Source organism: Streptomyces violaceusniger Tu 4113 (assembly GCF_000147815.2).
Lineage (GTDB): Bacteria > Actinomycetota > Actinomycetes > Streptomycetales > Streptomycetaceae > Streptomyces > Streptomyces violaceusniger_A.
The window spans coordinates 3,946,481-3,959,135 of record NC_015957.1 but is presented as its reverse complement, the minus strand read 5'-3'; the positions used below and the strand labels follow the sequence as shown (position 1 = coordinate 3,959,135).

The window sequence follows — 12,655 nt, the reverse complement described above, 5'->3', positions numbered from 1 at the left end:
GGGCGTTTCGGCCCGTCCGGACGATGCGCACGGATGCGCGTGGTGGTGGCCGGGAGGCGGCGCCGGGGCTGAATCCCCCCAGCGCCGCCTGTGCCACGGGTGGCCCCGACCCCCGTCCAGGGCCACCTCGTCTGTGATCCCCCCCGTTCACCGCCGCTGGGCGGCGGTCTCCTCCCTCAGTTCCGCGAGCACCTCGTCCACGAGCGGCAGGTGATAGACGTCGGCGACACGGGCCAGATGCTCGTGCTCCTCCACCAGTTCGGCGCCTGTCGTCATCACCACGCTGTCCGCCGCGGACCCCGGCACATGTCCCGCCGCTTGATTCAGCAAACCGCGTCTGAGCGCCGCGGCTTCCACTACGGCAGCAAGTTGCCAATCGTCGAGTCGCGCCGCGCCGGCCTTGACATGCGCGATCTCCAGGACGGTGGCCTCCACATGGCGCCGTACGCCGCGCTGTACGTCGCGGATCTCCGCCATCTGACGGTTGGCCCGCCACTCGAGGTCCGCGAACGGCCACCAGCCGGTCCAGCGGGAGTGGCCCATGGACACCTCGGGGGCCTGTGCGGTGACCTCCCGCCACAGCGGCCGCAGCCGCCGGAAGCGGCGCCACGCGGAGGCCCGCGGCCCGACGGCGGGGATGGCGAAACCGGCCAGCACCAGGAGCGCCGCGACCGAGGCGGTCAGCGGGGCGACCCCGTTGGAGAGCCAGTACAGCTCACGGCCCGCCCAGGAGAAGACGAAACCGATCAGCTTGCAGGCGCAGTACGCCAGTCCCAGCCAGCATCCGGCGGCCAGCACCCGCAGCCCCCGGGCCAGCCATGAGCCGCGCAGGCTGGCGGCATAGCGCGGGCAGAGGATGCCGAGCCCCGCCAGACCGGCTCCGAAAATGGCCAGATACAGCACCAGGAAGAGGACCACTCCTGGGGCGTCCGCGTAGGCGGTGCTGAAGTCGCGGGGGTGCTCGACCGCGTCCGGGCGGCCGACCGCGAAGCCGACGATGGCCACGGTCCATGCCACGGCCACGGCGGCGACCACCAGGACGGGCCGCACCGCCGACCCCGTCCAGCGCAGCAGCAGCACCAGGGCGCCGGTGGCGAACACCACGACGGAGGAGTAGAGGAAGACCATGGCGAGATTGGCGACGCCCACCAGGCCGTCGAACCAGCGGTAGACGCTGGGCGCGGAGAGCAGGAACACATTCGCCACGGCCGCGGTCATCACGCAGGCCAGGCCGAGATCGGCGTTGGCGCGGTCGCGGAACCAGGCCCGGGCCTTGTAGCCGGCCATCGTCCAGGCGGCGGCGCCGAAGCAGAGATACACGAGGTCAAACACCGGCGTCACCGCCCGGCTCACCGCGTACGCCACCGTCGGCGCCGGCCGCGCGGTCGGTGCGCACGTGGCGCAGCGCCGGGCCGAGTGCCGCGGCGAGTTCGGCCGCCCGGCCCTGAAGCGGCAGCCCGTGGTCCGGCGAGGTCGGCACCACATGCTCCATCAGCAGCGTGCCCAGCACCTCGGTCTCGCGCTCGGTGAGGTTGTCGTAGCAGTGGTGGCGGGCGAAGTCCGGGGTCATCCCCAGCCGGCGCATCGCGGTGGTCACATCGACAGACGGCGTCCACATCCGCAGCGCTTCCTCGGTGACCGCCGGGTCCTGCTCGTGTCCGAGCAGGAGATGGCCGATCTCATGCAGCACGATATGGATCTGGTGCCAGGGGGACGTCCTGAGCTCGTAGAAGATCCAGTAGTCCTCGTCGGTGGAGGCGGTCATGCCCGAGACCACACCGCCCAGGCTCATCGGCACCAGATGGACGGGGCGTCCGACGCGGCGGGCGACGAGGTCGCACAGACCGGGCAGGTCGGTCGAGGCGGGCAGCCCGAGCTCCTTGATGAGCTGCTTGCACTGCCGCCGCATCCGGCCCACTCGCATGCCTGTACCACCCTCGTATCCGGTCCGCCGCCAGGAGGAGAACAGTTCCGGGTCATCGACTGCCATTCGTCGCCTCGCCGTCCGGACCGCCCGAACCGTCCGCTCCCGCGGCCCCGTTCGGACCGGGAGGTTCGGGCGGAAGGTTCATCTGCTGCCGGAACTGGGAGATGATCGTGGTGAGACTGTCCTGGACCTCTGGCGGGAGGCCCACGGAGCGCAGCGCGATGCTGCGGACCCGCTTGTCGCGCATCGCGACGAGGAACCGTACCTCCTCCTCGACCCGCTCGGCCTGCGAGGGCGACAGGTCGCCCAGCAGATAACCGACGGGCACGGCGAAGAACTTGGCGAGCGCCCGCAGCACATCCGGGCTGGGATTGGTGCGCTTGCCGTTGCGCAGCATCGACAGATACTGCTCGGTCACGCTCACCCCGCCGTACTCCTCGCCGCCGCTGATCTCCTCGGCGACGTAGGCGTTGGTGTACGGCGCGCCCGGCGGGTGCATGGTGGTGAACAGGTAGTTGAGCCGGTCCGCCAGCGGGCTGTCGGCGGCGTCCGGTGACCTGTCGGCACCCGCTGCCATCTGCGCCCCCTCACGGCTGCTCCCGGGCTCGAACACCCTCACGGTTGGTTAAGGCGGACGATGCCGCGCGACGCATCTTGCCATGTCCATCGCACAGCACACCAGTCCGGTGCCGAATCGTGGGGGCGGCCGACTTAACTACCAGTTGGTAGCTGGGCCAAGAGGGTGATCGATCAGGCGAGGGAGGAGGTCGGCCGACGGCCGCGATGTCCGCTTGCTGCCAGCGGCCGCGGCCGAGGGCCCGGTGCCCTCCCCCGCTCTCAGCGCATGCGCCGGGCCATCAGTCCACGCTCTGGAGAATGTGCGGCTCGGCGAGGTCGTCCTCGTAACCGGCGAGTCGGATCGGCGCGGAACGCGCCCATACTTCCAGACTGCCCACCTCCGTGGCCTGCACGAACCGCCCGCTGTTATCGGCGCGCGCGTCGTCGCTCTGTGTTTGTTCGGGGGTCACCGCACACTCCCTCGTGTCGGCTGAACCGGATCTGTCGTCAGATTAACCAGCGTCTGAACGGTCCGCGCGTCGATTCTCATGGACTGGACAACGAGCCGTCGCCGGGACCCCCTTCCGCGCCCGGTGGCCGCGCGGAACCGTCCGTGGTGAGCTGGTACGTACGAGACCCACCGAACTCGTCTCACGTGCTGGACAGCGCGGCATCCCAGGCGACATGGCCGTCCGGGCGCACCAGCACCGTGCTCCGGCGCGCCCAGCCGTCATGGACGGTGGTCGGCGCACGGTCACGGTCCGCATCCGGTCCGGACTCCCGGTGATCGCCTCGGCGGCGCGGGCGTCGGCGGCACCCGGGCCGTCGGCCGTCCCACGCCCCGCGTCGCCGCCCGGGCCGAGGTGGAGCAGTACGAAGCGCCCGTCGGCCAGCAGCGGATACAGGCTGGGCTCGGGCGCCCCGTCCAGCCCGAGGTCGGGGGCGCGGCTACCGGCCAGCGAGTGACCGCCCCCGGCCCCTCCCGGCTCCGCGGCCCCCGCCCGCTCCCCCACCGCCGGGCGGTAGGCCACGTCCAGCGCGGAGAGCGCCCCGGCGAACTGCCGGTTCACCGCCGGGTGGGCGGCCAGAAGCCGGCCGAACACCGAGCGCAGGGCGCGTACGTCGGCGGTGTGCGTGGCGCCGAGCACGGTCTGGGCCCGGGTGTTCTCCAGCAGCGCGGCCCCCACGGGGTGGCGCTCGGCGTGGTAGGTGTCCAGCAGCCCGTCGGGGGCGCGGCCCTGGCACACCGCGGCCAGCTTCCACCCGAGGTTGAAGGCGTCCTGGAGCCCCACGCTCAGGCCCTGGCCCCCCATCGGCATATGCATATGCGCCGCGTCCCCGGCGAGCAGGACGCGGCCGTCGCGGCAGCGGGCGGCCTGCCGGGAGGCGTTGCCGAACCGGGACAGCCAGCGGGGCGCCCGCATCCCGAAGTCCGTGCCCGCGACCTGGCGCACATATCGGCGCAGCTCGTCGAAGGTGAGCGGCTGATCGGCGGGGATGGTGAGGGACTCCCCTGGCCGGCGCGTTCCTCGGCGGCGGCCACAGCCCCGCCGAGGCCGGCCGGCGGACCTGGTCGCTGGTCTACTTCACGCTCGGCCTGGCCCAGGAGGAACAGGCCGCCCAGGACATCGGCGGCATGGAGCCGCTGCTGCGGGCGGCCACCGCCGAGCGCTTCCCCGCCCTGGCCGCGGTCGCCGAGCACTTCGGCGACTTCGAGCACCGCTTCCGGCACGGCGTCGGGCTGATCGTCAGGGGGCGGGAAGCGAGCGCGTAACCCGCCCTCTCAGGGCCGGGAGGTCCGAGGTCTTACCGCGTTTGCCGCCGCGCAGACGCCATTTTCCCCATGACTGCTCGCCGTCCATCCGATGTTTATGACGCACAAGGGGTTCCGGTTCCGCCACGCGGGCTGCATCATGCCCGCGGGGGTTCAGATTGTGGAACCTCAGGCATGTACGTGACCGCCCGCTGCTGCCCCCGCAGAAGATCGCCCGCACCCGGTTCACATCCCCTGGAGCGTCATGTCATCCGCACCCACCCGAAGGACAGTCGTCGGCACCGCCGTGGCCGCCGGTGCCGCCGCCGGACTCGCCGGCCCGGCCACCGCGTACGCCGCCGAGCCGCAGGCCCCCGCCGCGGCCCTGACCGCCCACCCCGCGGGGGACCCCTGGGCCACGGTCCTCGCCGACGCCGACATGGTGTGGCAGAAGATGCCGCAGACCTGGTACGAGGGGCCGTTCCTCGGAAACGCCCTGCTCGGTTCCGGCATCTACGCCGAGCCTGGCGACGCGAACGCGGTGCGCTTCAATGTGCAGCACAGCGAGGTCCAGGACCACCGGCCGGAGTTCGGCTCCCTCTTCGGGCTCGCCCGGCTGCCCATCGGGTACTTCACCCTGGAGCCGGTCGGGGCCATCACCGCCATCGACTGGCGGCTGCGGCTGCGCGACGCCGAGCTGACCGGGACCATCACCACCGACAAGGGCACCCTCCGCCTGCGTGCCCTCGTCCACAACTCCCGTTCCCTGCTGGCCATCGAGGTGACCCCGAGCGCCGGTGAGGCCGCGTTCCGCTGGGTGTTCCACCCCGCCGAGGCCATCAGCCCGCGGGTCGCCTTCAAACCGGTCCCCGACGGCTACACCGGCAACCCCCCGGCCGTCGTCGAGGACCACCACGGCATCCAGGCCGCCGTGCAGCCGCTGCTGGCCGGCGGACAGCATGTGACGGCCTGGCGGGAGCGGACCCACGCGGGGCGGCGGACGCTGTACGTCACCGTGGCCCACTCCCACCCCCGGCGCACCGCGCGCGACCGTGCGCTCAAGGACATCCGGTTCGCCTCTGCGCTCTCCTACGACGTCCTCGCGCCCAGCCATCGCGCCTGGTGGCACACGTACTACCGGAAGAGCTTCCTCTCGCTCCCCGACGCCCGGCTGCAGCGCTTCTACTGGATCCAGCTCTATAAGGTGGCCTCGGCCGCGCGCGCCGACGCCCCCGTGATGGCCACCTCCGGCCCCTGGCTGGAGTCCACCCCGTGGCCCGCGACCTGGTGGAACCTCAATGTGCAGCTCGAGTACTGGCTGATCCACGGCTCCAACCACCTCGAACTCGACGCGGTGACCCGGGCGCTCAGTGAATTCCGCGACAACCTCTCCAACCAGCTCGCCACCCCGTACCGCAAGGACTCGGCGGGCATCCCCCGCACCACCGACATCCACCTGGTCAACGGCGGCGACGCGGCGAACGGCGGCTACGCGGTCGGCATTCCCGGCCAGGACCCGCCCACCCCCGAGGTCGGCAACCTCACCTGGGCGCTGCACAACGTCTGGCTGAGCTACCGCCACACCATGGACGAGTCGGTGCTGCGCGAGGTGGTCTATCCGCTGCTGCGCAAGGCCGTCGCCTACTACCTCCACTTCCTCACCCCCGGCAGCGACGGCAAGCTGCATCTGCCCGCCACCTTCTCGCCCGAGTACGGCGTCAACGCGCCCGACTGCAACTACGACCTGATGCTGCTGCGCTGGGGCTGCGCCACCCTCCTGGACTCGGCCGGGCAGCTCGGCGTCAAGGATTCCGCCGCGCCGCGCTGGCGGGAGGTGCTGGCCAAGCTCACGCCGTACCCCGTCGACGAGAACGGCTTCATGATCGGCGCGGGTGTTCCGTTCGCCAAGTCCCACCGCCACTACTCCCATATGCTCGCCGTCTATCCGCTCTACGAGGTCACCTGGGAGGACCCCGCCAAGCGCGAGCTGATCGAGACCTCGCTCAACCACTGGGTCGGCTTCGAGGGCGCGCTCCAGGGCTACACCTTCACCGGCGCCGCCTCGATGTCCGCGCAGATGGGGCGTGGTGAGGACGCGCTCAGGTACCTGGGCGAGCTGATGAGCCGCTTCATCCAGGCGAACACCATGTACAAGGAGTCGGGCCCGGTCATCGAGACTCCGCTGTCCGCCGCGCAGTCGCTGCACGACATGGTGTGCCAGAGCTGGGGCGGGGTGATCCGGATCTTCCCCGCGCTGCCCGCCGCCTGGCGTGAGCTGGTGGTCCACGACTTCCGCACCCAGGGCGCGTTCCTGCTGAGCGCCGCCCGCGAGGACGGCCGTACCCGCTGGGTGCGGCTGCGCAGCGAGGCGGGCGCGCCCTGCGTCGTACGGCACTCCCTCGACGGGCCGATCGAGGTGCGGGACGCGCGCGGGCGGCGGCTGCCGTACGAGACGGTGGGCGCGGGAACGATACGGATCGCGCTCAGGAGGGGCCAGGAGGCGATCATCACCGCCCGCGGCGACCGCCCGGACCTGACGGTCCGTCCGGTCGAGCCCAACGAGCCGGCGCCGCGCTGGGGGCTCCCCGCGTCCTGATCCCCCGGCGGGGATCTCCCGCCAGCGATCTCCCGGCAGCGATCTCCCGGCCGGGCCCGGCCGCTCCGGTGCGGCGGCCCGGCCCGGATCGGCCCGGTCGCCGTCCAATGACGACTGCCGACCGCGGTTCCGGGATACCCATCACGCATGAGACGCATCAGTGACTTCGACCGCCGGCTGTTCGCGCGGGTCGCGGACAGCCGGCTCCGCGGCGCCCATCCGCTGCTGCCCCGGCTCAGCCGGGCCGCCGACCACGGCCGGCTGTGGTTCGGCACGGCCGGGGTGCTCGCCACAGTCGGCGGCCGCACCGCGCGGCGGGCCGCGCTGCGCGGGATCGGCTCGCTCGCCGCCGCCTCGCTCGTGTCGAACGTCGTGGTCAAGTGGACGGTGGAACGCAAGCGTCCGGTCATGGAGACGGTGCCCCTGGTCCGCCGACTGCGCCGGCAGCCGTGGACCAGCTCCTTCCCCTCCGGGCATTCGGCCTCCGCCGCCGCCTTCGCCACCGGGGTGGCCCTGGAGTCCTCGCGGTACGGCCTGATGGTCGCCCCGCTCGCCGCCGCCGTCGCCGCCTCCCGGGTGTACGTGGGCGTCCACTACCCCAGCGATGTGCTGGCCGGAATCGCCCTCGGCGCCGGCGCCGCCGCGCTGACCTGCCGCTACTGGCCGCCGCGCCCCGAGGCCCCGGCGCAGGCCCGGCCGCGGATCTCGGCGCCCGCCCTGCCCAAGGGCGAGGGGCTGGTGGTCCTGGTCAACCAGCGGGCCGGGATGGCCACCCCCACCGGCGGTTTCACGGTCGCCGAGCAGCTACAGGTGCTGCTGCCCGCCGCGGAGATCCTGGAGTGCGGGCCCGACGACGACCTCATGGACCTGCTCGGGCAGGCCGCCCGGCGCGCCGCCGACCGGGCCGGGGCGCTGGGCATCTGCGGCGGGGACGGCAGCGTCAACGCGGCGGCCACGATCGCGGCCGAACGCGGGCTGCCGCTCGCCGTGTTCCCCGGCGGTACCCTCGACCACTTCGCGCTGGACCTCGGCGTACCGGCCTTCGAGGACACCGCCCACGCCGTGACCGAGGGCGACGCCGTGGCCGTGGACCTCGGCCGCGCCACCCCCCTCGCGGGAGGCGGCCCGACCAGCCAGTTCGTCAACACCTTCAGCATCGGCTTCTACCCGGAGCTGGTACGGATCCGGGAGAGCGTGGAGGGCCGGCTCGGCAAGTGGCCCGCGGCCGCCGTCGCGCTCACCCGGGTGCTGCGCACCGCGAGCCCCATGGAGGTCGAGGTCAACGGGCGGCCGCGGCGGCTGTGGATGCTGTTCGCCGGCAACGGCATCTACTCCCCCGAGGGTTTCGCGCCCACCTACCGTCAGCAGCTCGACGACGGACTGCTCGATGTACGGGCGATCGACGGCGAGGAGCGGCTGGCCCGCACCCGGCTGCTGATCTCGGCGCTCACCGGCACGCTCGGGCGGTCCCACGTCTACACGACGCGGCGCATGCGCCAACTGCGGCTGTCGGGCCTCCACGCAGTGGACAGCCGGGCCTACGATGGAGAGGTGGCCGCCGACCCCGCGGAGGAGCTGCTGATCGACAAGTGGCCGGGGGCGCTCACCGTGTACCGACCCGCCGAGCCGCAGAACGAGTTGCTCCAAAGGGCCCGTACGGCCGCCGCGAAGGCCCCCCATTGGTGGAGGTCTCTACTACGCAAGTAGTAGTCGGAAATCTGTGCTCAAGGACGACGACGGGGGCGCCTCCCACCGTCAAGGATGAGGGCATGGACGACGACCGATCGGCCCAGGGGGCCGCGACGTGACCTCCCTTGCGCTGTCTGTGCTGCTGGCCCTGGTCTCGGCGGTCTGCTACGCCGCCGGAGCCATACTCCAGGAGCATGTCGCGGCCACGACGCCGCGCCTCGCGGCCGCTCCGCTGCGGCGCGGGAGTTGGTGGGCCGCGGTGACCCTCAACGGTGCGGGCGCGGTCCTCCATGTGATCGCCCTGGCCTACGGCCCGCTGAGCGTGGTGCAACCCCTAGGGGCTCTGACGATCGTCTTCGCCCTGCCGATGGCGGCCATATTCGTCCGCCGCCGGGTCGGCGGATCCGGCTGGCGGGGCGCGCTGCTGGCGACCGCGGGGCTCGCCGGACTGCTCTCCCTCACCGGCACCTCGCGGGCCCAGTCGCTGGCCGAGCAGGAGGGCGTCTGGCTGATCGTGATCACGGTCTCCGCCATCGCCGTGCTGGCCGGGGCGGCTCGCCTGATGCGGTCGCCCGTCATCCGCAGTGTGCTGCTGGCGGCGGCCGCGGGGACGGCCTTCGGTGTCTCGTCGGTGGTCACCAAGAACGTGGCCGTGGAGTGGACCTGGGACGCGTGGGAGGACGCCCTGCCCGGCCTCGTCACGATCGGGCTGCTGGCCTCGGGCGGGGTGCTGCTCTCCCAGGCGTCGTACCGGGGCGCCGGGCTGGCCTCGCCGCTGGCGACGGCGACCGTGGTCAACCCCGTGGTCGCCACGGCCGTCGGCATCGCCGCGCTGGGCGAGAACTTCCGGCACGGTACGCCCGGCACCCTGCTGGCCCTGGTCGCGGCCCTCGTCGCGAGCACCGGCCTGGTGATGCTGACGGTGCACAACGCCGAGACGGAGGCCGAAGCCGAGGCCGAGACCGCGACCGAAGCAGCCGCCGGGGAGGCCCCGGTCGCCCAAGCCGCGGCTGCCGAGGGCCCGGGCGCCCCCGGGCACGGCGGCGGGGGCGGCGGGCCGGAGGTTCCGGAGGGGCCCGGCGGATCCGGCCCGCACGCGGTGCCGGACGCCCCCGCCGGGCCTGCCGAGCCCGGTACCCCGCTCCTGCTCCCCCAGCCGATCCCCCGCCAGCCCACCGGCGAGAACGACCCCGCCCCGCGCCTGCCCGAATGCGGCGAGGCCGTACTGCAGCACCACGCCTAGGCGGCGCCACACCTACGCGACACCCACCCCTAGGCGGCGCCGGGCCGTTCCGCGCCGAGCAGCTCCACCAGCCCCGAGAGACCCTCATGGCCATGGCCGTCCGCGACCCGGCGGGCCATGAGGTCGCCGATCGGGACGATCAGTTCGGGGCTGATGCCCTGGTCCCGTGCGGAGCCGGTGAAGTTGACGAACGCGGCCGACTGCATGGCGAGGTTGGAGACCACCCCGGTGGCGTGGTCACCGGAGTCGATCTGCCCCGCGAAGCCGTCCACGGCCCCGGACATGGCGGACAGCCAGCGCCCCAGCAGCGGGGCGGCATCGGCCGCCGCCACGCCGTCCGACCGCACAAGGGCGTAGGCGTGCAGCACGCCCGAGAACATTCCGTACATCGCGCTGAGCAGTGCGAGGTCGTACAGCGGGGCGCGGCCGGGGTCCTCGCCGAGATGGTGGCTCTCGCCGAAGCGGTCCAGCACGGCGCGGTGGGCCGCGAAGACGCCCGGTGAGCCGCTGTAGAGGAGGAAGGCGGCGGGCGTCCCGATCATCGGCGGGACGGCCATGACGCCGCCGTCGAGGTACTGGGCACCGTGTCCGGCCGCCCATGCGGCCAGGTCACGGGCCTGCCGCGGAGTGCCGTTGGTGAGGTTGACGACGGCCTTGCCGGACAGGGCGTCCCCGAGCGGGTCCAGCACCTGCCGTACGGAGTCGTAGTCCAGCAGGCAGACCACCACCAGGGGGCTCGCCGCGACGGCCTCACCGGCCGTGGCGGCGGTCAGCGCGCCCTCGGCGGCGAGCGCCTCGGCCTTGGCGGCCGTACGGTTCCACACCGTCGTCCGGTGCCGGCCGTCGCCAGGGCGCGGGCCAGCGCGGTGCCCATGTCGCCGAGGCCCAGCACCGTCACGGGGGTTTCGCTCATCTCATCCGCTCCAGTTGTTTCGATACCGCTGGTGGTTCGTAGGGGTCCGGCGCGCCGCTCACAGCCTCGTTCCCCGGCGGTAATGTGGGCAAGTACCCACTAAAGAGTGCGTACTTACCTTGAGGTCAGTGGGGCGGGGCCATGCGAAATCAGCCTTATGTCTGTGGTCTGGACGCGGCCGTGGATGTGATCGACGGCAAGTGGAAAGTGCTGATCATCTGGGCGCTCAATCACCAGCGGTGCCGTTTCGGGGAATTGCGGCGGCTGGTTCCGGGCGTGACCGAAAAAGTACTGACGCAACAGCTCAGGGAGTTGGAGGGGGACGGAATCGTCCACCGGGAGCTATACGACGTGGTGCCGCCGAAGGTGGAGTATTCGCTGACCGAGCTGGGCGACGAGCTGAATACGGCACTGGGTCCGCTGGGCGCGTGGGGCAAGCGCCGGATGGCGGTGCTGGAGGAGGAAACGGGGCAGGGCTGACTTCCAGGGCTGCCGCACCGCCCGGGGCCCCGGTCCCGCCGGCGAATCGGCGTCAACCGGCGCTGTCGCGCGTATTTTCCAACCGGGCCTCCGCGGGGTAGGGGTGTGGAGATCACCCCGCTCACTTGGAGGCCCCCTGTGACCGACAGCGCTCCCCGGAGCCAAGCGCGCACGCCCTGGCGAGCCGTGTTCGGCGGCTCGATCGGAAATCTCGTCGAGTGGTACGACTGGTTCGTCTACGCCAGTTTCGCCACCTACTTCGCCGGAGCCTTCTTCCCCAAGGGCAACGACACCGCACAGCTCCTCAACACCGCCGGGATCTTCGCGGTCGGCTTCTTCATGCGTCCCGTCGGCGGCTGGCTGCTGGGCCGGTTCGCCGACCGGCGCGGCCGTAAGGCGGCGCTCACCCTGACAGTGACGCTGATGTCGGCCAGTGCGCTGCTCATCGCCATCGCCCCGACCTATGACCAGGTCGGCTACTTCGGCGCGGCCGTGCTGCTGATGGCGCGGCTGCTGCAGGGCCTGTCGGTGGGCGGGGAGTACGCCGCCAGTGCCACCTATCTCACCGAGGCGTCCCAGCCCGGCCGCCGCGGCTTCGTCTCCAGCTTCCAGTACGTGTCGATGACGATGGGCCAGCTCATCGGTCTCGGTCTCCAGATCGTGCTGCAGCACACCATGTCCGATGACGCGCTGCACTCCTACGGCTGGCGCATTCCGTTCATCGTCGGCGCCGTGGGCGCGGCGGTGGTCTTCTGGCTGCGGCGCAATCTGCTGGAGACCGAGGTCTACACCGAGGAGGACGCTCACCAGGACGAACGAGGGACGATGGCCGAGCTGCTGCGCCACCGCAAGGAGGCGGCGCTCGTCATCGCGCTGACCATGGGCGGCACGGTCGCGTACTACACGTACACCACCTATCTCACCAAGTACCTGTCGAACACGGCCGGTCTGAGCAAGTCGGACGCGTCGCTGGTCAGCTTCTGCGCCCTGTTCCTGTTCATGCTGTTGCAGCCGCTGGCCGGATCGCTCTCGGACCGGATCGGGCGCCGTCCGCTGCTGATCACCTTCGGCTTCGGCTCGATGCTCGGCACCGTCCCCATCATGACGGCGCTGTCGCACACCGACACCTTCACGGGGGCGCTGCTGCTCTCGCTCGCGGCGCTGGTCATCGTCACCGGCTACACCTCGATCAACGCCGTGGTGAAGGCCGAGCTGTTCCCCACCCATGTCCGCGCACTCGGGGTGGCCCTGCCGTACGCGCTGGCGAACGCGCTGTTCGGCGGCACCGCCGAGTATGTGGCGCTGTGGTTCAAGAAGGGCGGTGCGGAGTCCGGGTACTACTGGTACGTCTCGGCGTGTGCGGCCGTCTCGCTCATCGTCTACCTCATCATGCGGGAGACCCGCGACGCCGCCCTCTCCCGGGACCGCGCGGACGGTCCGGCCGCCCCGGGGAAGCAGCGGACGACGGCGGTGTGACGGCGCCGAGGGGCCGGGCC

The 12,655-nt window shown here is 72.0% G+C and carries 12 protein-coding genes; 6 read left to right on the top strand and 6 right to left on the bottom strand.

Going from position 1 to position 12,655, the window contains the following annotated elements; genetic code table 11:
- Positions 1-147 precede the first annotated feature (147 nt).
- The 5 genes from STRVI_RS17140 to STRVI_RS55550 all read right to left on the bottom strand — a co-directional run bounded on the left by STRVI_RS17140 (position 148) and on the right by STRVI_RS55550 (position 3,939).
- Positions 148-1,332 carry an MAB_1171c family putative transporter gene (locus tag STRVI_RS17140; protein ID WP_043238996.1) on the bottom strand — a complete coding sequence of 395 codons (1,185 nt, stop codon included), beginning with the start codon at positions 1,330-1,332 and terminating at the stop codon, positions 148-150.
- Positions 1,325-1,990 carry an ImmA/IrrE family metallo-endopeptidase gene (locus tag STRVI_RS17135; RefSeq protein ID WP_014056927.1) on the bottom strand — a complete coding sequence of 222 codons (666 nt, stop codon included), beginning with the start codon at positions 1,988-1,990 and terminating at the stop codon, positions 1,325-1,327. Before STRVI_RS17135 ends, STRVI_RS17140 begins: the two co-directional genes overlap by 8 nt.
- Positions 1,977-2,504, bottom strand: a complete 528-nt coding sequence (locus tag STRVI_RS17130; RefSeq protein WP_014056926.1) for a helix-turn-helix domain-containing protein — start codon at positions 2,502-2,504, stop codon at positions 1,977-1,979. Before STRVI_RS17130 ends, STRVI_RS17135 begins: the two co-directional genes overlap by 14 nt.
- Positions 2,505-2,784: 280 nt before the next feature.
- Positions 2,785-2,955, bottom strand: a complete 171-nt coding sequence (locus STRVI_RS52705; protein ID WP_014056925.1) for a hypothetical protein — start codon at positions 2,953-2,955, stop codon at positions 2,785-2,787.
- A gap of 42 nt (positions 2,956-2,997) precedes the next feature.
- A complete protein-coding gene (locus tag STRVI_RS55550; RefSeq protein WP_050993678.1) occupies positions 2,998-3,939 on the bottom strand; it encodes an FAD-dependent monooxygenase in 942 nt (313 codons plus the stop codon).
- A gap of 182 nt (positions 3,940-4,121) precedes the next feature.
- On the opposite strand from STRVI_RS55550, the gene STRVI_RS56395 reads away from it, so the two are divergent.
- The 4 genes from STRVI_RS56395 to STRVI_RS17105 all read left to right on the top strand — a co-directional run bounded on the left by STRVI_RS56395 (position 4,122) and on the right by STRVI_RS17105 (position 9,766).
- On the top strand, positions 4,122-4,259 hold the full coding sequence (locus STRVI_RS56395; RefSeq protein WP_014056924.1) for a hypothetical protein: 138 nt from the start codon (positions 4,122-4,124) through the stop codon (positions 4,257-4,259).
- Between the two features lie 244 nt (positions 4,260-4,503).
- Complete coding sequence (locus STRVI_RS17115; RefSeq protein WP_014056923.1) at positions 4,504-6,834, top strand: glycosyl hydrolase family 95 catalytic domain-containing protein; 2,331 nt, start codon at positions 4,504-4,506, stop codon at positions 6,832-6,834.
- 147 nt (positions 6,835-6,981) lie between these two features.
- Positions 6,982-8,541: a bifunctional phosphatase PAP2/diacylglycerol kinase family protein gene (locus STRVI_RS17110; RefSeq protein ID WP_014056922.1), complete on the top strand. Its 1,560-nt coding sequence runs from the start codon at positions 6,982-6,984 to the stop codon at positions 8,539-8,541.
- Positions 8,542-8,638: 97 nt separating this feature from the next.
- On the top strand, positions 8,639-9,766 hold the full coding sequence (locus tag STRVI_RS17105; protein ID WP_014056921.1) for a DMT family transporter: 1,128 nt from the start codon (positions 8,639-8,641) through the stop codon (positions 9,764-9,766).
- A gap of 29 nt (positions 9,767-9,795) precedes the next feature.
- Here the strand turns inward: STRVI_RS17105 and STRVI_RS17100 are convergent, their stop codons facing one another.
- Positions 9,796-10,590, bottom strand: coding sequence for an NAD(P)-dependent oxidoreductase (locus tag STRVI_RS17100; RefSeq protein WP_353477038.1), 795 nt, complete (start codon positions 10,588-10,590; stop codon positions 9,796-9,798).
- Positions 10,591-10,820: 230 nt separating this feature from the next.
- Here STRVI_RS17100 and STRVI_RS17095 point away from each other — a divergent pair, with 230 nt between their 5' ends.
- A complete protein-coding gene (locus STRVI_RS17095; protein ID WP_014056920.1) occupies positions 10,821-11,159 on the top strand; it encodes a winged helix-turn-helix transcriptional regulator in 339 nt (112 codons plus the stop codon).
- 138 nt (positions 11,160-11,297) lie between these two features.
- The gene (locus STRVI_RS17090; protein ID WP_014056919.1) at positions 11,298-12,635 is read left to right on the top strand and encodes an MFS transporter; all 1,338 of its coding nucleotides are present in this window, start codon (positions 11,298-11,300) and stop codon (positions 12,633-12,635) included.
- The last annotated feature ends 20 nt before the right edge of the window (positions 12,636-12,655 follow it).

Coding starts and splice junctions, on each gene's coding strand:
- STRVI_RS17110 (WP_014056922.1), top strand. CDS start 6,982: ATGAGACGCATCAGTGACTTCGACCGCCGGCTGTTCGCGCGGGTCGCG.
- STRVI_RS17130 (WP_014056926.1), bottom strand. CDS start 2,504: ATGGCAGCGGGTGCCGACAGGTCACCGGACGCCGCCGACAGCCCGCTG.
- STRVI_RS17115 (WP_014056923.1), top strand. CDS start 4,504: ATGTCATCCGCACCCACCCGAAGGACAGTCGTCGGCACCGCCGTGGCC.
- STRVI_RS56395 (WP_014056924.1), top strand. CDS start 4,122: ATGGAGCCGCTGCTGCGGGCGGCCACCGCCGAGCGCTTCCCCGCCCTG.
- STRVI_RS17135 (WP_014056927.1), bottom strand. CDS start 1,990: ATGGCAGTCGATGACCCGGAACTGTTCTCCTCCTGGCGGCGGACCGGA.
- STRVI_RS17095 (WP_014056920.1), top strand. CDS start 10,821: ATGCGAAATCAGCCTTATGTCTGTGGTCTGGACGCGGCCGTGGATGTG.